Here is a 16477-nt window from a genome sequence, read left to right as displayed (position 1 = left end):
CATGGCGGGCTGGGACGTCCATACGCACCTGATACCGCCGACCGTGCTCACGGCGGCGTACCGGGGTGAGTACGGGCTGTCCGTTGACAGCGGCATGTTGGTGATCGACGGGCAGCGGCTGCCGCTCAAGCGGCTGGCGGACCCGGCAGCTTTGCTGCAGTGGATCGCTAAACAAGAGCTGGACGGCGCTGTGGTCTCGGTGCCGCCGGCTCTGTTCAGGTACGACGCAGGTGTCGAGTGGGCCGAGTTGGTGAACCAGGGGCTCCGCGAGCTCGCCACACCACAGCTGCGGGTGCTCGGCCAGCTACCGCTGCTGGATCCGGCCGCACCGGCGGTGGCTGCGGCTCTTGCTCGGGAGGGCGTTTTCAGCGGGTTCGCTCTCGGTACGCCGGACTATGCGGGCCTCGATCCGGTGTGGCAGGTGCTGCACGAACTGGAAGCTTTCACCCTCATTCATCCAGGACACAGTGACGACAAGCGGCTCCGATCGTTCTACTTGTCGAACCTGTTGGGGAATCCGTACGAGACCGGGGTCGCCGCGGCGTCACTGGTCTTCGCGGATGTGCCGGGCCGGTTCCCGGGGATCCGGTTCTGTTTGTGTCATGGGGGAGGGGTGACGGCGGCGGTGGCGGGACGATGGCAGCGCGGAGTGGAGACGGGCCGGCCGGGGATCGAGGAGCTCTCGATGCCGGTGATCGAGGCGGTCCGCAGTTTCTACGTCGATGACCTCGTGCATGACGAGGCGATGCTGCAGCTGCTCACCAAGACCTTCGGTGCGGCCCATGTGCTGGCCGGTAGCGACTGGCCGTTCCCGATGGGCAGCGATGCGCTCGCGAGCGAGCGCGCGGTGACAGCCGGCGAGCTGACCGCGCCCCTGGCCAAGGAGGTCTCCGACCGGTGAGGTGGCGGTTTCCGTCGAGGGGTGTCGTGATCACATATCAAATGGGGGACAGATGAGGTCGCAGGAGGGGACCGTGCTGCGCAGGCACGGACCTGGCCCGGAGCTGGCGGTCGAAGAGATCGAGCAGACTGCCGGACCGGGGGAGACGCTGGTCGAGATGCGGCTGGCCTCGGTGACAGCCCAGGACCGGACCGCGCTGAGCGGCAAGCAACCGGCAGCGTCATTCACACCGGGCTCCGAGGGGTTCGGTGTGGTCGTGAGCTCGGCAGTCGCCGAGACCGGCGCTGGCGTGGTGCTGCGCGGCGAAGGGGTCGGCGTGACCAGGCCTGGGCTGTGGGGCCGGTACGCCGTCGTACCCGATGCGGCTGTCCATCCGGTACCGGCGTCGCTGGACCCGGCGACCGCGCTGGCGTTGCTGACACCGGCGTTGACCGCACACACCGCCGTACGGCGAGTTGGCCAGGTGCGCGGTGGTGAGACGGTCGTCGTCACCGGCATCACCGGACTGGTCGCGCGGCTGTGCGCAGCGGTCGCTCGGTCGGCCGGCGCGGCGCGGGTGATCGGGTTGGCTGGAGTCGTCGAGCCTGTCGACCTGGTTGGTGATCTGGTCGACCAGATCGTCCGCGTGGACGAGTTGGGCCAGGTCGGTCGCGACCTGCCGTGGTGCGACCTCGCGGTCGACACTCTGGGCGGTCCGGTGACCAGTGGGGTGCTGGGACACATCACACCGGGAGGGCGAATCGCCCTGCTGGGTTACAAGGCCGGTGAGTTCACCACACTCGACCTGCACCAGCTGATCGGTCGCGACCTCCGCGTGCTGCCGGTGAACGTGCAGCGGACGACACTCGAACCCGGTGCGGTCGGTCAGGCTTTGGCCGACATTGCACCGGCCCGGCTGCGGCCGGAAGTCGAGCTGTTGCCGGCTGCCCAGGTCAGTGAGGTTCTGGACCGATCCGCTTCCGGTGCACGGTTTTTGCTGGATCTAACGGCCCTCAGCTGAACTTTTGTGGTGAGCAATCTGTCGGCGAAAGCGCGCACTCGGCCCAGCCTGCCGTACGGTTACCTCCCAGAGCTGTTCTGTGTGGAGGAGAGAGGCAGCCCGCGCCCAATGACCCGACGACTCGAGCTCACGCCTGGGGGACCGACCGGCCGTCGTACTCTCGCCGAGGAGGCCGCCGCCGAGCTGCACGAGCTCATCCTGTCCGGCGAACTCCCCAGCGGTACGGCGCTCCGTCTCGAGGAGCTCGCCAAACGCCTGGACATGAGCCAGATGCCCATCCGCGAAGGCCTCCGCCGGATGGCCGCCCTCGGCCTGGTGGAAATCGTGCCCCACAAGGGCGCCTGGGTCCGCGAGCTCTCCCTCGAAGACCTCCGCGACACCCACCAGACCCGCCTCTCGCTGGAGTCCCTGGCCGTCCGAGCCGCCGCCACCCGCTTCACCGAAGCCGACGCCGCAGCCGCCCGCACTGCCCTGGCCGAGCACGTCCGCCTCTCCAAACTCGGCGACAACATCGCCTCCCGCCAGGCCCACACCGAGTTCCACTTCGCCATCTACCGAGCCGGCGGCTCCCGCTGGCTCCCCCGAGCCATCGAACCCGTCTGGCAGAACAGCGAGCGCTACCGCTTCGGCTCCCGCCAAACCAAAGCCCGCATCGAACAAACCCGCCGCGAACACCAAGCCATCCTCGACGCCTGCATGGCCCACAACGAGACCCAAGCCGAAACCGCCCTCCGAGACCACCTGGAAGGCGCCATGAAACGCATCACCGAAACCATGGAACGCCGTACCACCCGAGCCTGAAAATCTCAGATCCACGAAAGGTAGTCGTCGTTCACTTCGGGCAGATTCTGCGAGTCGTGAGCCGGGCGCTCTTCGGCGAACGCACTCGCGACAGCGTCGAGCATCTCTTCGACACCGCTCCAGTACGGCGCCGACGCCATACCGCCCTCGGGATGCCACTCCACGACGCACCCGACCTGGTCTCCGTCCCGCAGGTCGACGTACAGGCCCGCAGCACCTGCCGCGTCGACAGCATTCCCATCGCCGGTAAGAGGTTGTACAGGGGAGGGATGAGCGAACCCCGGATGTACCGGTGCTCGGTTCCGTTGGCGATCTGCAGGTACTCGACCAGGTCCGCCGGTAGTGGCCGGTTCATCGCGGCCTGCAGGTAGCGGAGGTCGACGGCCGTCGCCGGTGGGTTGATGTGCGGCACCGTGGACGGGTGGTTGGTTGCGAGCCAGTCGACGATGCGGGACCAGGACTTGCTGACGGTCACGCGAGGTGCGCCGGGAAGCCTCCGGTGGCCAACGGGCTCCAGCGAGTGGGGGTGATGCGGATGAGGCATTTGCCTTGGGCTTGCATGGCTTCGCGGTACTCGTCCCAGTCGGGGTGCTCGCCGGCGATGGAACGGTAGTAGTCGACCAGCGGCTCCACCGCCTCGGGGAGCTGGATGACCTCACCCTCACCGTCCACCTGCACCCACGCGCCGTTCCAGTCGTCCGACAGCACCACCACGCTGGTCTGCGGATTCCGCTCGACGTTCGTGCTCTTGGCACGCTGCGGGTACGACGAGATGACGATGCGCCCCGCGGGGTCGACACCACCGGACACAGGCGACGCCTGCGGCGTACCGTCCGCTCGAGTGGTGATCAGCAGCATGTGATGACGCGGCCGCACAAACTCCAGCAGCCCCTCAAGATCAACCTTGGTGTTGGTGGCAATAGTCCTCGGCATGCCACCACCCTATGCGCGCCTCCACCCGCCACCCCACCCCGTGCCCCCGCGACCGAAGCCACCGTGCCCCGCGACCGAAGCCACCGTGCGAATGTGATGAGTCGCCCGGTGAGTGCGGGAACCGTGTCGCCGAAAATCGATTTCCAGCGACACGGTTCTCACAGTCGACGTGCGGCTGAGGGGAACTTATGGGGGTGTCAGGCGGCGTGGGGGTGGTGAAGCCATCGGCGAGAAGCGATGGGAGTGGCTAGGCAGGCGCGGTGTGCCTCTTGGATGCGAGTGATCAGGGCGGGCGGGTTCCGCAGGTCCAGAGCTGTGACTCGAAGGACTGTCAGACCAGTGCGTTCGAGACCCTCTTCGCGGTAGTTGTCGCGGGTCTGCTGGCCGAGATCCCAGTGGTACTCGCCGTCGTACTCGAGGGCAAGACCGCCAAATGACTCCAGCAGGTCGACGATGCCGAGGAATCTCCCGTCGAGGTCGTAAACCGGTGCGTTGACAAGGAGTTGGGTCAGGCCTGCTGCGCGGCAGATCATCCGCAGCCTCGACTCAGGCGGCGACGCCGCTCGCCCGTTGAGCAGCGGTAGCGCGTCGCGCAGTTGGCGAACACCACGACGCCGGGAGTGGGCGGCTTCGTACGCCGCGATCGCCGTTGCATCCACAAGTCCGGCATGGACAAGGCCGTCGCCCGCAACGACGGCCTCGGTCAAGTCCGGCGCGAACCTCATCAAGTCGTACGCCGTCCGGGCGCCGGCCGTGCACGGTACGCCGGCTACCTGCACCACGTCTTCAGGTTCCAGCGCTGCACGCAAGGACCGGATGCCGGGACGATTCACCACGGTGTTCGGCGGGATCGCCACCAGTACAGGTTCACCGAGCCGGCCCTGCGCGGCGATGGCCGATCCCCAGCCACCGTCCAGCACCGTGACTCCTTGCAGATATGCGGAAGCCCAGCCGCCGACAACGCCGCCGTACGGCATGACCGCGACCGCATCCAGGATGCGCTGCCTGACGGGATCTCTGACCTGCGCCGACCGGTGATAGCCGAAATGCGGCGAGCTCCAGGAACCCGACTCCAACTGTGCCCGCGTAACTCCGGTAGCGAGCAGATCCATCCTGCGACGAGGCATGAACCCGCGACCGATGTATTCCATCCCCCAACGATGCCCTGAATCACCACTCGCCCCAGCAAGTTATCCACAGACACCCCCGCCACTGAAGCCACCGTGCGTCGCGCCGGCCACCCCGCCACCACCCGCCATCGAAGCCACCGTGCTTTGCGCCCGCGACTGAAGCCACCGTGTCAGGGCGGGTGATGTCAGCGAGTGTGAGGAGTTAGTCGTTGGAAACCCCTTACCGGCGACCAAGTCCTCACAGTCGATGGTCGACTCCCCACATTCGCACGGTGGCTTCGGTCGCGGGGTGGTCTGATTTGCAGGGTGGCTTCGGTCGCGGGGTGGGGGTGGGGGATCGCGGGGTGGGTTAGAGGACGGCTGTCTCGTGGACGGTTAGCCACTGGGTGCCTGCTAGTACGGCGGTGGTCCAGCGGGCGGTGCCGATCGAGTGTTGTTCCAGGAAGCGGCAGACTGTGGTGTCGGCGGACTGGGCGAGTACCTCGAAGTGGTCGATGGTGATCTTCAGTCCTGGTACGGCGTTGTGGGCTGTGCTCAGTCCGGTCATCAGCTCGTCCTGGCCGACCTTCACGCCGTCGATCGTGATCAGGGTGAAGTCTGGTCGGTGGGCGGCGCGGAAACGCTCTAGCACCTCCGGACCCGCCGTACCGCCTAGCCAGGCGGCCAGGTTGTCGTGGTGGGTGACCACTGCGTCGTACAGGGTGTTCATGAGAGGTCTCCGTAGAGGGGCAGCGGGTCGATCAGCTGCTCCAGTTCGTGGTCGGTGAGTTGGTTGATGCGGTCCTTGGCGCGCTGGGCCTGTGGGGTGGTGGGGATCTTGCCTGCCAGCAGGCTGGGCAGGGCGATCTCGTAGCCGGCCCGGACGCGTGGGGCGTAGCGGTGGCGGGTGCGGGCGACGGCTGAGGACACCCGGAGCGCGTGTTCGTTCAGGTACTGCGCACCGGGCCGGTCGGTCTCCCGGGCGGCGAAGCGGTAGCCGTTCGCACGGTCGCAGGCGGTGCAGCCGAGTGGGCCGGCGCCGAGGCCGGATCCGCACTCGGAGCAGGTCAGCTGCTTGAGTGCGCCGTCCACGACTCGCCAGTCGAACTCGGAAGTGTCTTGGAGGACGACCTCGGCCAGGTCGCGGGCTTCCGGCGTACCGGGGGTGACGCCGGACTCTGCGCAGAGCGCCTGCCAGGCGGTGTCGATGCTGTCCTCGACCTCCTCCAGCGCGCGCCGGAAGGAGGGGTGGTCGACACGGAGCATGGTCGGACGATAACCGTTCGGAGGGTTGTGGACGACCGGATTGACACAGTCGAACAGGTGTTCGAACATGGGATCATGACGGGGATCACGGCGCTTGACGAGGCTCGTGCCTTCCTGTCCACGACGAAGGCGCGGGGCGCCAAGGCCCGGGTGCAGCAGGCGCTGGACACGGCGACGGTGGACAGGGCGCTGCCGACGTCACCGGTGGTCTCCGAGCTGCTGGCCGGGGCTCCGCTGCGCGGCGGCGCGGTGTACTCCGTGCAGGGGTCGACGGCGCTGGTGATGGCGCTGATGGCGGGACCGTCCGCGGAGGGCGCCTGGTGTGGCGTGGTCGGCATGCCGTCGTTCGGTGCGGAGGCGGCGCAGGCGCTGGGGGTCGACCTGGAGCGCCTCGTGCTGGTGCCGGAGCCGGGTCCCGAGTGGCTCAGCGTGGTCGCCGCACTGGTCGATGCACTGAGTGTCGTCGTGGTCCGGCCGCCCGGTGAGGTCACGCCAGGTGAGGCGTCCCGTCTGGCCGCCCGGTTGCGGACCCGTGGTGCGTTGCTGATCGCCTCCGGTTCCTGGCCGGGCAGCGAAGCCCGACTGGAGATCGAGAGCAACACCTGGACCGGCCTGGGCGACGGCGAAGGACTCCTCGCCGCCCGCCAAGCCACCGTCGCCGTCACCACCCGCCGAGCCGGCACCACCCCACGCCGCCACCACCTCTGGCTCCCCGCCCCCGACGGCACCCTCCACACCATCACCCCACCTGCTTTGAGCGCAGCCCCCACCTGGCAAGAAGAGGCGGTCGGCTGATGCGCGGGGTGGCACTTGCCTGGGCGGGGAGGGGGAGAGGCGCCACCCTCCCCGCCCCCACACCCGCTGGGGGCTTGTGGTGAGGGGGCGGGAGGTTAGTCGGGTGATGGTGGTTTGGGTGCCGGACTGGCCTGTGGTGGCGGCGGGGGTGGGGGACGGGGCTGTTGCGGTGCTGGAGAAGGGGCGGGTGCTGGCTACTTCGGCGGCTGCTCGGCGGGAGGGGGTGCGGCGCGGGCAGCGGGCTCGGGAGGCGCAGGCTCGGTGTCCGGAGCTGGTGGTGGTGAAGTACGACGAGGTGGCGGATGCGCGGGCGTTCGAGCCGGTGGTGGAGTGTCTGGAGGTGTTGACGCCGGGGGTGCAGGTGATCCGGCCGGGGATGTGCGCGGTGAAGGCGCGCGGGCCGGCCCGGTTCTACGGGAGTGAGTCGGCGGCGGCGGAGAAGTTGCTGGACCGGCTCGAGACGTTCGAGGTGCCGGGTGGGCGGGTCGGGGTTGCGGATGGTCCGTTCGCGGCCGAGCAGGCGGCTCGGGTGAGCTCGGAGCAGACTCGGGTGCTGGTGGTGCCGCCGGGCGAGTCGTCGAAGTTCCTCGCGCCGCTCAGCGTCGACGTACTCGAGCAGCCAACGCTCACCGGCCTGCTGCGTCGCCTCGGGTTGCGGTCGCTGGGTGCGTTCGCGCAGTTGGCTGCCGCCGAGGTGCTGACCAGGTTCGGCCCGGACGGTGCGTTCGCACATCAGCTGGCCCGCGGGGCGGACGACCGGCCGGTGGTGGCGCGGGAGGTGCCGCCAGAGCTCACCCGCACGCTCGAGTTCGAGCCGCCGGTGGACCGGGTCGACCAGGTGGCGTTCGCGGTCCGGTCGGTGGCCGACGAGCTGGTCGACCGGCTGACCGAGCTCGGCGGGGTGTGCACGACACTGCGGGTAGAGGTCGGTACCGAGTCCGGCCGGATCCACGAGCGCGAGTGGCTGCACCCCCGCTGGTTCACCGCGGCCGACGTGGTCGACCGGGTCCGCTGGCAACTCCAAGGCAGCGGTACGGCGACCAGTGGGCTGACCTCACCGGTCACCCGGATCCGGCTAGTCCCCGAGCAGGTGGACCCGGTCGGTGCCCAAGCCGACGGCCTGTGGGGCGGCGGACCGGACGAGCGGATCCACCGCGCACTGTCCCGAGTCCAGAGCATGCTCGGCCACGGCGCTGTCGTGTCCGTGGTGGTCGGCGGCGGCCGCGGCTTCGCAGAGCGCCAAACCCTGGTCCCCTGGGGCGACCGCCCGGTCCCCGCCCATTCACCCGACCAGCCCTGGCCGGGCGCGATCACCGCACTAGCCCCTACCACCGTCTTCTCCGAACCGCTCCCGGCCCAGGTCTACGCCGCCGACGGCACCCAGGTCTCGGTCACCGCCCGCGGCGACCTCACCGCCGTACCCACCGCCTTCCGCCTAGCCCCCGGCCGCCACGTCGCCGACAGCAACAAACTCCACCCCATCACCGCCTGGGCCGGCCCCTGGACCACCGAAGAACGCTGGTGGGACCCCGCCACCACCACCCGCCAAGCCCGCTTCCAGTTCGTCACCGCCGACACCCGAGCCTGGCTCTTCACCCTCCACCAAGCCACCTGGCACCTCCAGGCCACCTACGACTGAAGCGCGCCCCGGCCCGATCGGATGGACCTCAAGCCAGGGTCGCCTGCTCTTTGTGCACGAGATCCATCTTTGTGTACCCACCAGTCATTATGAGGAGCTCCGCGTGGTTGGTGGGTTCCCAAAGATGAGCGGGGAGGGGAGGGGAGGGGAGGGTTAGGGGGTGGTGGGTGGAGCCAAGGCTTCGGCTCGGGTTTGGAGGTAGTGCTGTTCGGGGGTGCTTTGGGTTTGGCGGGCGGCGGTCAGGTAGGCGGCTCGGGCGGCGGCTGTGTCGCCGGCTAGTTCGTGGAGGTGGGCTCGGACGGCGGCGACGCGGTGGTGGTTGGTGAGGGTGGGGTCGATGTCGTCGAGGAGGGTGAGGCCGGCGGCTGGGCCGTGGACCATGGCTACGGCGACTATGCGGTTGAGGGTGACCATGGGGCCGGGGGCGGTGGACTCGAGGAGTTCGTAGAGCATCAGGATCTGGCGCCAGTCGGTGTCGTCGGCGACTGAGGCCTCATCGTGTACGGCGGCTATGGCGGCCTGGAGTTGGTAGGGGCCGACGGGGGCGGACTTCAGGGTGGCTGCGATCAGGTCGGTGCCCTCGGCAATGGCTGATGCATCCCAGAGAGAGCGGTCCTGGTCGGGGAGGGGGACTAGGTGGCCCTCGGGGGTGGTGCGGGCGGGGCGGCGGGCGTCGGTGAGGAGCATCAGCGCCAGCAGGCCGGCGACCTCACCTTCCGACGGCAGTTGCTCACGCAGTTGCCGGGTTAGGCGGATGGCTTCGGTGCTGAGCTCTACTCGGTGCAGGGAGTCGCCGGAGGACGCGGTGTAGCCCTCGTTGAAGATCAGGTAGAGGACGTGCAGTACGGCGGTCAGTCGGGCCGGCAGTTCGTCGGGTGGTGGCAGGGCGAACCGGGCGTCCTGCAGTTTGGCTTTAGCGCGGCTGATTCGCTGGCCGATAGTTGCCTCGGGCACCAGAAAGGCCCGGGCGATCTCGCCGGTGGTCAGGCCGCCGACCGCGCGCAGGGTGAGTGCGACCTGCGACTGGGTGGTCAGCTCGGGGTGGCAGCACAGCATCAGCAAGGTCAGCGAGTCGTCGACGGACGGCGCCGGTTCGGGCTCGGGCTGTACGCCGACCGCCTCCTCCCGCCGCTGTCGGGCCGCCTCACTGCGCAGTACCTCGATCCGCCGTCGCGACGCGACCGTGATCAGCCAACTGCGCGGATTCTCCGGTACGCCGTCAGTCGGCCACTGCATCGATGCCGCGAGCAACGCCTCCTGAACCGCGTCCTCGCAGGCGTCGAAATCGCCGTACCGGCGCACGAGTGCGCTCAGCACCGACGGCGCCTGCGACCGCAGTACCTCCTCGAGCTGCATCACATGTACGCCGACAAGTCGCGTACCGGGCGCACTTCGACCACGCTGTACGGCGCCTCCGGGATCAGCGCGACGATCTCGGCCGCACGCTCCATCGACTCGCAGTCGAGCAGGTAGAAACCGGCCAGCTGTTCCTTCACCTCGGCGAACGGGCCGTCGGTGGTCAGCGGCTTGCCGTCGCGGACCAGCACCTGTTTGGTCGCCGACGGTTCGGCCAGCGACTCCGAGGCGAGCAGCTCGTTGCGCTCGGCCAAAGCTTCGTGCAGAGCCGCGTAACCGGCCATGCCCTCACGCTTCTGTTCGTCGGTCAGACCGTCCCACACTGCACGGGACTCCGGATTGCCATAGATCAGTACCAGGAACTTAGACACGGTCCAGTATCGATCGGATTACCGGTTTGCAGCAGCCATAGCGGGGGACTCGCCGAGGCGTTCAGGTGTAGAGGGCGTCCGGGGCATGCCCCGCCGCGTGGCCGGGCATGGCCCTGTCGGTGGGTCCAAGTACAGTTACAGCGACATTCAGGGGTGAGAGAGGAGGGGGCGCGTGCCGGACTTGGAAGTGTCCGACCGGGTGCTCACGATCCCGAACGCGCTCAGCTTCCTCAGGTTGCTGGGTGTGCCGCTGTTCCTGTGGCTGATCCTCGGACCGCACGAGGACGGCTGGGCGCTGCTCGTGCTGGCGATCTCCGGGTTCACGGACTGGGCCGACGGCCAGATCGCGCGGCGGATGAACCAGACCACTCGGCTCGGGCAGATGCTCGACCCGGTGGCCGACCGGCTGTACATCTTCGCCACCGTGCTCGGTCTGGCGTTGCGCGACATCATCCCGTGGTGGCTGGCGATCGCCTTGCCGCTGCGCGACCTGTTGCTCACGTTCACCCTGCCGGCGCTGCACCGCCGCGGTTTCAACGCGCTGCCGGTGCACTTCCTCGGCAAGTCGGCGACCTTCTGCCTGCTCTACGCGTTCCCACTGCTGCTGCTCGGTGACGGCGACAGCACGCTGAACCTGCTGGCCCGCGTCTTCGGGTGGGCGTTCGCGATCTGGGGGACGGCGCTCTACTACTGGGCCGGCGTGCTCTACTTCGAGCAGCTGCGGCACCTGATCCAAACAGTGAAACCGATCAGCGACACGGCTAGGTAGCCAGTGACCCAGCCCGCAACCAAGCCTCCTCCGCAGCGCCGCGTCGATGCCTCGATGTCGCTGCTGAACAACCTGATGGCGCACCCGATCGACGAGGGGTACGCCGTTGCCGCGCGGACCCAGCAGGACGGCAAGCCCGTCCGGTCGCGGCACCGGGTGATGCTCGCGGTGGCGGCGCTGGTGCTCGGCTTCCTGCTCGCGGTCGCGGCCTCGCAGAACTACCGCAGTGCGCCGGAGGCGGAGAAGCAGCGCAAGGAGCTGATCGCCCGGATCAACCAGGCCGACACCCGGCTGACTGGGCTGCGCACTGACCAGTCCCGGCTGGCCGACGAGGTCCGTCGGCTGCAGGCCGGGGGACTGACCAACGCGGACAACGGTGTAGCGCTGCAGCAGAAGCTCGACGACCTAGAGCTGCAGACCGGAGCGATCGCGGTCACCGGTCCCGGCCTCAAGGTCGTCGTCAACGACGCCAAGGACGCGGACAAGGAGGGCCGACTGCTTGACGTCGACCTCCAGCAGCTCGTCAACGGGTTGTGGACGGCCGGCGCGGAGGCGGTTTCGGTGAACGGTCACCGGCTCACGTCGATGACCGCGATCCGCGGTGCGGGCAGTGCGATCACTGTCGACTACAGCTCGCTGACCCCGCCGTACACGGTGCTGGCGATCGGCGACACCGGGACGCTGCCGGCCCGGTTCGCGCAGAGCTCGGGCGGCCAGTGGGTGCAGTACCTGGTCAGCAACTTCGATGTCCGGATGACGATCACGACGGAGGATTCCTTGCTGGTGCCGGCGGATGCGACCATCGCGCTGCGATACGCGAAGGTCGGTGGCTCGAAATGATCGCCGTACTCGGACTGGTCATCGGCGTGGTGATCGGGCTGCTGGTCGCCCCGGACGTCCCGGAGTGGGCGCAGCCGTACCTGCCGATCGCGGTGGTCGCGGCGCTGGACGCGGTGTTCGGCGCACTGCGCGCGTTCCTGGACGGGATCTTCGACGACAAGGTGTTCGTCGTGTCGTTCGTCTCCAACGTGCTGATCGCGGCGCTGATCGTCTACCTGGGTGATCAGCTCGGCGTCGGCTCACAGCTGTCGACCGGCGTGGTCGTCGTCCTGGGCATCCGCATCTTCACCAACATGGCCGCGATCCGCCGCCACATCTTCCGGGCCTGACATGAGTGACGACAAACCGAACACGCCGGACCCGGAGAACCCCACTCCCGACGACCAGCCCACGGTCATCGCCAGCTGGTGGAGCCAAGACGGCACCCCCGCCAAACCTGGTGAGCCGACCAAGGCTGGTGAGCCGGGCAAGGACGGTACGCCGGATGAGAAGCCGGCGAGTGAGCGAACGGTCGAGGAGCAGTCGGCAGCCGAGCGCAAGCCGGATGAGCGCGCCGCAAATGAGCGTACGGCGGATGAGCGTACGGCGGATGAGCGTACGGCGGGTGAGCGGAAGGCGGATGCGTGGCAGGCTGCCGACCCGGCACCGCGGCCGCGGGCTGAGCATGCGAAGCCGCCGCGGTTCGATCCGCCGGTTACGCCCAAACCACCCGTCGAGGCGGAGCCGGAGCATCCGGTCGAGCCGACGCCGATGCCGAAGAAGCCTCGGACGCCGAACCTCGCCGTACGGCGATTGAAGGCCGGGTTCAAACCGTCGCGCGGTCAGGCGATCGTCGCGGTCGTCCTCGCGCTGGTGGCCTGTACGGCGGTCGTCCAGGTGCGCGTCAATCGCGCCGACGACGGGTACCAGAACGCGCGCCGTGAGGACCTGATCGCGATCCTCGACGGCCTCGGGCAGAACACCCGGCGGCTCGAGGGTGAGATCGCCGAGCTGGAGGAGCGGAAGAACACGCTGTCGTCCAGTGCCGACAAGGCGGAGACGGCCAAGCAGCAGGCGGAGGCGCAGATCCGCGCGCTCGGGATCCTCGCGGGGACGGTGCCCGCGCACGGGCCCGGGGTGCGGATCACCCTGAACGACCCGCAGGGCAAGATGACGTCCAGCAACCTGCTGGACGCGATCGAGGAGCTGCGCGACGCCGGTGCCGAGGCGATCCAGATCAACGGGACGGTGCGGGTGGTGGCCAGTACCGACTTCGTCGACGACGCCCCCGGGATCAAGATCGACGGGATCAAGGTGAACTCGCCGTACGTGATCGAGGCGATCGGCGACTCGCACAGCCTGGCCGAGGCCTCCAACTTTCCCGGTGGGCTGGTCAGTGAGGTGACCGGTCCCCAGGTGGGCGGTACGGCGGACGTGAACGAGGAGACCAACGTCGCCATCACTGCCTTGCACGCGCAAGAAGAGCATCGCTACGCTCGCCCGGCGCCCAGCCCATCCAAATAGGCACAGTCAAGTAGTCAAAGCCCGTCAAAGTAACGTCCAGTCCGGCTTCGAGAAAGAGGAACGACGGTGTACCCCGAAGACCTGAAGTACACGGCCGAGCACGAGTGGGTGAAGGCCGGCGAGGGCCCGGTGCGGGTCGGTATCACCGACTTCGCGCAGGACGCGCTCGGTGACATCGTGTACGTCCAGCTCCCCGAGGTCGGCAGCGTGGTGCGCGCCGGCGACTCCTGTGGCGAGCTCGAGTCGACCAAGAGCGTCAGCGACCTGTTCGCCCCGGTGAACGGGACCGTGCGGGCCGTCAACGAGGCCCTGGCCGACCAGCCCGACCTGGTCAACACCGACCCGTACGGCGAGGGCTGGCTGCTCGACATCGAGGTCGACGACGACGCCGAGGTCGACGCCCTGATGGACGCCGAGACCTACCAGGGCCAGCTCGACCCGAGCTAGGGCGTCACTGATAGGTTTACCGGACCTCAACCGCTGATCGAGGGTTGGGGTCCGGGTCCACACTGTAACCACGGGGTCTACGACACAACGTCGCCTAACGGCGATCGGGAGGATCACAGCATGCCGTTCTGCAACCAGTGCGGGCACGAGAACTCCGAGGGCAGCCGCTTCTGCTCGCAGTGCGGAGCCATGCTCCCTGGGGCGGACCGGCCGGCCGCCGCGACGCCGACGCCGGGTGTCACCGACACCGCGATGCTGACGCCGATCAGCGCCGAGCCGGAGACCGAGCGCTTCGACCAGGGCGAGCCGCTGTCGGCCGACGACCAGGCCGCGGTCGGTGCACTGCCGGCCGGATCGGCGCTGCTGATCGTGCAGCGCGGCCCGAACGCGGGGTCGCGGTTCCTGCTCGACGTCGACGTGGTGACCGCGGGCCGGCACCCGGACAGCGACATCTTCCTGGACGACGTGACGGTGTCCCGCCGGCACGCCGAGTTCCGCCGCGACGCGTACGGCGTCAAGGTCCGCGACGTCGGCAGCCTGAACGGGACCTACGTGAACCGGGACCGGATCGACGAGGTCCAGCTGAACAACGGTGACGAGGTCCAGATCGGCAAGTACCGGCTGGTCTACTACGCCAGTGGCCAAGCCTGAGCTCTCGATCGGCGAGGTCCTGCAGATCCTGCAGGCCGAGTTCACCGATGTCACCATCTCCAAGATCAGGTTCCTCGAGGCCGAGGGGCTGGTGACACCGGCGCGCACCGCGTCGGGCTACCGCAAGTTCAGCGCGGGTGATGTGGAGCGGCTGCGCTACGTGCTGACCGCGCAACGTGACCAGTACCTGCCGCTGAAGGTCATCAAGGAGCACCTCGGTGCGATCGACCGCGGTCTGCGCCCGGCGGCCGGTGGACCGCCGATCGCCCCCAGTACGCCGGCCTCCGGGCCGGCCGCCGACGACTTCGGTGCCACCGGCACCGACCTGCGGCTGACCAAGGCGGAGCTCTGCGCAGCCGCCGGAGTCAGTACGGCGTTGCTCGCCGAGCTGGAGAGTCACGGCCTGATCGTGGCCGAGGGCAAGCATTACGGCGGCGACGCGATCGTCGTCGCCCAAGTCGCCGCCGAACTGGCGACGTACGGCATCGAACCCCGTCACCTGCGCCCGTTCCGCACCGCGGCCGACCGCGAGGTAGGACTGATCGAGCAGGTCACCGGCCCCCGCCGTACCGACCAAACCCAAGAGTTGGCAGCCCTCACTGTGCGGTTGCACACGGCACTGGTGAGATCCCGGCTGCCGCACTGACCACCGCGGAGTAGGCTGAAGGTGTGCGCGAAGTCGACGTAGTCGGAGTCCGGGTCGAGATGCCCTCGAGTCAGCCCATCGTGCTGCTCCGGGAGGTCGGCGGCGAGCGGTACCTGCCGATCTGGATCGGTGCGGCCGAGGCGAGTGCGATCGCTTTCGCCCAGCAGGGGATGGAGCCACCGCGGCCACTGACGCATGATCTGTTCGCGGAGACGATCCGGGTGCTCGGGCACACGCTCAGTCAGGTCCGGATCGTGAACCTGACCGACGGGGTGTTCGAGGCGATCCTGGTCTTCGACGACAAGACCGAGATCTCGGCCCGCCCGTCGGACTCGATCGCGATCGCGCTGCGCACCGGTACGCCGGTGTTCTGCACCGAGGAGATCCTCGCCGAGGCCGGGATCCCGGTCCCGGAGAGTGAGACCGAGGCCGACGAGGTGCAGGAGGAAGAGGAGGTCGAGCGCTTCCGCGAGTTCCTCGACCAGGTCACCCCGGAAGACTTCGACAAGAGCTGAGCCCAAAGACTGGAGGCTGAGCCTCAAGACCGGGAAGGTAACGATTCGTCTGGGAGTCGCGACACGCTAGCCGCTCGGAGCGGTTGTCGTTGACCCTCCCAGGTCGGCGGCTTACCGTGAAGGAGTCGTGGGGAACTGTTACTCCACGGAGATGGCTCGTTCCAGTCGGTATCCAGGGAGGCTCAGGCGTGACACGCACCGGCGACACGGATCTGACGGCGCAGTCGACGTCCGAAGCACGCGCCGAGGCGGCCGCCACTGCCGGCGTTCAGGGTCTGCTGTTCGACGACGATCTGCGGCCGATGCCGGAGGATGTCGGGTTCCGTGGGCCGACGGCCTGCGCCGCGGCCGGGATCACCTACCGCCAGCTCGACTACTGGGCGCGGACCGGCCTGGTCTCCCCGTCGGTGCGCCCGGCGACCGGCTCCGGCACCCAGCGGTTGTACGGTTTCCGTGACGTTCTGTTGCTGAAGGTGATCAAGCGGCTGCTCGACGCCGGGATCTCGCTGCAGCAGATCCGGACCGCGATCGCCCACCTGAGCAAGCGCGGGATCGACGACCTGACCCAGATCACGCTGATGAGTGACGGCGCGTCGGTCTACATGTGCACCTCACCGGACGAGGTCATCGACCTACTGGCCGGTGGCCAGGGAGTCTTCGGGATCGCCCTCGGCGGTGTCTGGCGCGAGGTCGAGGGTTCACTGTCCGAGCTGCCCACCGAGCGTGCCGACGGTCACGGCGAGGGCGAGGACGAGTCCCACGCCAGCGACGAGCTGGCTGCCCGCCGCCGGGCCCGCGCAGCCGGCTGAGGTACTCTGCTCTGTAGCTGTTCACCGCACTCGGGAGAGACCCGTTCACACCGGGCGCCGAAGGGGCAATTCCTCCCCGGAACCTCTCAGGCCCATGGACCGGGTGCGTCAGGCAACTCTGAAGCG

General features: G+C 68.5%; 21 protein-coding genes and 1 riboswitch. Of the genes, 14 read left to right on the top strand and 7 right to left on the bottom strand.

What is annotated here, in order from left to right; translation table 11 throughout:
* Window position 1: 1 nt before the first annotated feature.
* The 3 genes from ABD231_RS28605 to ABD231_RS28595 all read left to right on the top strand — a co-directional run bounded on the left by ABD231_RS28605 (window position 2) and on the right by ABD231_RS28595 (window position 2702).
* Window positions 2-901, top strand: a complete 900-nt coding sequence (locus ABD231_RS28605) for an amidohydrolase family protein (RefSeq protein ID WP_344158624.1) — start codon at window positions 2-4, stop codon at window positions 899-901.
* Window positions 902-953: 52 nt separating this feature from the next.
* On the top strand, window positions 954-1901 hold the full coding sequence (locus tag ABD231_RS28600) for a quinone oxidoreductase family protein (protein WP_344158622.1): 948 nt from the start codon (window positions 954-956) through the stop codon (window positions 1899-1901).
* A 108-nt stretch (window positions 1902-2009) separates the two neighbouring features.
* On the top strand, window positions 2010-2702 hold the full coding sequence (locus tag ABD231_RS28595) for a GntR family transcriptional regulator (protein WP_344158620.1): 693 nt from the start codon (window positions 2010-2012) through the stop codon (window positions 2700-2702).
* A 31-nt stretch (window positions 2703-2733) separates the two neighbouring features.
* Here ABD231_RS28595 and ABD231_RS28590 read toward each other — a convergent pair whose 3' ends face one another.
* The 5 genes from ABD231_RS28590 to ABD231_RS28570 form a co-directional block, all read right to left on the bottom strand.
* Entirely contained in the window at window positions 2734-3177 is a 444-nt protein-coding gene (locus tag ABD231_RS28590; RefSeq protein ID WP_344158618.1) for an SMI1/KNR4 family protein, read from the bottom strand.
* Window positions 3174-3635 (bottom strand): PPOX class F420-dependent oxidoreductase, encoded by a 462-nt coding sequence (locus tag ABD231_RS28585; RefSeq protein ID WP_344158616.1) that lies wholly within the window; start codon window positions 3633-3635, stop codon window positions 3174-3176. Before ABD231_RS28585 ends, ABD231_RS28590 begins: the two co-directional genes overlap by 4 nt.
* Window positions 3636-3832: 197 nt before the next feature.
* Entirely contained in the window at window positions 3833-4786 is a 954-nt protein-coding gene (locus ABD231_RS28580; RefSeq protein WP_344158614.1) for a hypothetical protein, read from the bottom strand.
* A 328-nt stretch (window positions 4787-5114) separates the two neighbouring features.
* Window positions 5115-5474, bottom strand: a complete 360-nt coding sequence (locus ABD231_RS28575) for a hypothetical protein (protein WP_344158612.1) — start codon at window positions 5472-5474, stop codon at window positions 5115-5117.
* On the bottom strand, window positions 5471-6010 hold the full coding sequence (locus tag ABD231_RS28570) for a hypothetical protein (protein WP_344158610.1): 540 nt from the start codon (window positions 6008-6010) through the stop codon (window positions 5471-5473). Before ABD231_RS28570 ends, ABD231_RS28575 begins: the two co-directional genes overlap by 4 nt.
* 75 nt (window positions 6011-6085) lie before the next feature.
* Here ABD231_RS28570 and ABD231_RS28565 point away from each other — a divergent pair, with 75 nt between their 5' ends.
* Window positions 6086-6805, top strand: coding sequence for a hypothetical protein (locus tag ABD231_RS28565; RefSeq protein WP_344158608.1), 720 nt, complete (start codon window positions 6086-6088; stop codon window positions 6803-6805).
* A 118-nt stretch (window positions 6806-6923) separates the two neighbouring features.
* Entirely contained in the window at window positions 6924-8444 is a 1521-nt protein-coding gene (locus ABD231_RS28560; protein ID WP_344158606.1) for a DNA polymerase Y family protein, read from the top strand.
* A 153-nt stretch (window positions 8445-8597) separates the two neighbouring features.
* Here ABD231_RS28560 and ABD231_RS28555 read toward each other — a convergent pair whose 3' ends face one another.
* Together ABD231_RS28555 and ABD231_RS28550 are read right to left on the bottom strand one after the other, a co-directional pair.
* Window positions 8598-9800, bottom strand: a complete 1203-nt coding sequence (locus ABD231_RS28555) for an RNA polymerase sigma factor (RefSeq protein WP_344158604.1) — start codon at window positions 9798-9800, stop codon at window positions 8598-8600.
* Window positions 9800-10171, bottom strand: coding sequence for a YciI family protein (locus ABD231_RS28550; protein ID WP_344158602.1), 372 nt, complete (start codon window positions 10169-10171; stop codon window positions 9800-9802). The genes ABD231_RS28555 and ABD231_RS28550 overlap by 1 nt, the downstream gene beginning before the upstream one ends.
* A gap of 172 nt (window positions 10172-10343) precedes the next feature.
* Between ABD231_RS28550 and clsA the strand changes: the two genes are divergently transcribed.
* The 9 genes from clsA (at window position 10344) to ABD231_RS28505 (ending at window position 16351) form a co-directional block, all read left to right on the top strand.
* A complete protein-coding gene (gene clsA / locus ABD231_RS28545; RefSeq protein ID WP_344158600.1) occupies window positions 10344-10940 on the top strand; it encodes a cardiolipin synthase ClsA in 597 nt (198 codons plus the stop codon).
* Window positions 10941-10943: 3 nt separating this feature from the next.
* Window positions 10944-11780 carry a DUF881 domain-containing protein gene (locus ABD231_RS28540; protein WP_344158598.1) on the top strand — a complete coding sequence of 279 codons (837 nt, stop codon included), beginning with the start codon at window positions 10944-10946 and terminating at the stop codon, window positions 11778-11780.
* Window positions 11777-12109, top strand: a complete 333-nt coding sequence (locus ABD231_RS28535) for a small basic family protein (protein ID WP_131352136.1) — start codon at window positions 11777-11779, stop codon at window positions 12107-12109. The genes ABD231_RS28540 and ABD231_RS28535 overlap by 4 nt, the downstream gene beginning before the upstream one ends.
* 1 nt (window position 12110) lies before the next feature.
* Window positions 12111-13283 carry a DUF881 domain-containing protein gene (locus ABD231_RS28530; protein WP_344158592.1) on the top strand — a complete coding sequence of 391 codons (1173 nt, stop codon included), beginning with the start codon at window positions 12111-12113 and terminating at the stop codon, window positions 13281-13283.
* Between the two features lie 66 nt (window positions 13284-13349).
* Window positions 13350-13730 carry a glycine cleavage system protein GcvH gene (gcvH, locus tag ABD231_RS28525; RefSeq protein ID WP_344158590.1) on the top strand — a complete coding sequence of 127 codons (381 nt, stop codon included), beginning with the start codon at window positions 13350-13352 and terminating at the stop codon, window positions 13728-13730.
* Between the two features lie 120 nt (window positions 13731-13850).
* Window positions 13851-14381 carry a zinc-ribbon and FHA domain-containing protein gene (locus ABD231_RS28520; protein ID WP_344158588.1) on the top strand — a complete coding sequence of 177 codons (531 nt, stop codon included), beginning with the start codon at window positions 13851-13853 and terminating at the stop codon, window positions 14379-14381.
* Window positions 14368-15027 (top strand): transcriptional regulator FtsR, encoded by a 660-nt coding sequence (gene ftsR / locus ABD231_RS28515; protein ID WP_344158586.1) that lies wholly within the window; start codon window positions 14368-14370, stop codon window positions 15025-15027. Before ABD231_RS28520 ends, ftsR begins: the two co-directional genes overlap by 14 nt.
* A gap of 23 nt (window positions 15028-15050) precedes the next feature.
* Entirely contained in the window at window positions 15051-15542 is a 492-nt protein-coding gene (locus ABD231_RS28510) for a bifunctional nuclease family protein (RefSeq protein WP_344158584.1), read from the top strand.
* 188 nt (window positions 15543-15730) lie between these two features.
* Window positions 15731-16351 (top strand): MerR family transcriptional regulator, encoded by a 621-nt coding sequence (locus ABD231_RS28505; protein WP_380157574.1) that lies wholly within the window; start codon window positions 15731-15733, stop codon window positions 16349-16351.
* 21 nt (window positions 16352-16372) lie between these two features.
* Window positions 16373-16463, top strand: a riboswitch (glycine riboswitch).
* Window positions 16464-16477: the final 14 nt, after the last annotated feature.

It is taken from the genome of Kribbella yunnanensis, from assembly GCF_039529655.1.
Taxonomy (GTDB): Bacteria; Actinomycetota; Actinomycetes; order Propionibacteriales; family Kribbellaceae; genus Kribbella; species Kribbella yunnanensis.
Note: the sequence above shows the minus strand (reverse complement) of the source record. Positions and strands in the feature narration are given on the sequence as shown.

Excerpts from the sequence above, each read along its gene's own strand:
- ABD231_RS28520 (WP_344158588.1), top strand. The coding sequence starts at position 13,851 with ATGCCGTTCTGCAACCAGTGCGGGCACGAGAACTCCGAGGGCAGCCGC.
- ABD231_RS28565 (WP_344158608.1), top strand. The coding sequence starts at position 6,086 with ATGACGGGGATCACGGCGCTTGACGAGGCTCGTGCCTTCCTGTCCACG.
- ABD231_RS28585 (WP_344158616.1), bottom strand. The coding sequence starts at position 3,635 with ATGCCGAGGACTATTGCCACCAACACCAAGGTTGATCTTGAGGGGCTG.
- ABD231_RS28530 (WP_344158592.1), top strand. The coding sequence starts at position 12,111 with ATGAGTGACGACAAACCGAACACGCCGGACCCGGAGAACCCCACTCCC.
- ABD231_RS28580 (WP_344158614.1), bottom strand. The coding sequence starts at position 4,786 with ATGGAATACATCGGTCGCGGGTTCATGCCTCGTCGCAGGATGGATCTG.
- ABD231_RS28555 (WP_344158604.1), bottom strand. The coding sequence starts at position 9,800 with ATGCAGCTCGAGGAGGTACTGCGGTCGCAGGCGCCGTCGGTGCTGAGC.
- ABD231_RS28570 (WP_344158610.1), bottom strand. The coding sequence starts at position 6,010 with ATGCTCCGTGTCGACCACCCCTCCTTCCGGCGCGCGCTGGAGGAGGTC.
- ABD231_RS28600 (WP_344158622.1), top strand. The coding sequence starts at position 954 with ATGAGGTCGCAGGAGGGGACCGTGCTGCGCAGGCACGGACCTGGCCCG.
- ABD231_RS28595 (WP_344158620.1), top strand. The coding sequence starts at position 2,010 with ATGACCCGACGACTCGAGCTCACGCCTGGGGGACCGACCGGCCGTCGT.
- ABD231_RS28575 (WP_344158612.1), bottom strand. The coding sequence starts at position 5,474 with ATGAACACCCTGTACGACGCAGTGGTCACCCACCACGACAACCTGGCC.
- ABD231_RS28605 (WP_344158624.1), top strand. The coding sequence starts at position 2 with ATGGCGGGCTGGGACGTCCATACGCACCTGATACCGCCGACCGTGCTC.
- ABD231_RS28535 (WP_131352136.1), top strand. The coding sequence starts at position 11,777 with ATGATCGCCGTACTCGGACTGGTCATCGGCGTGGTGATCGGGCTGCTG.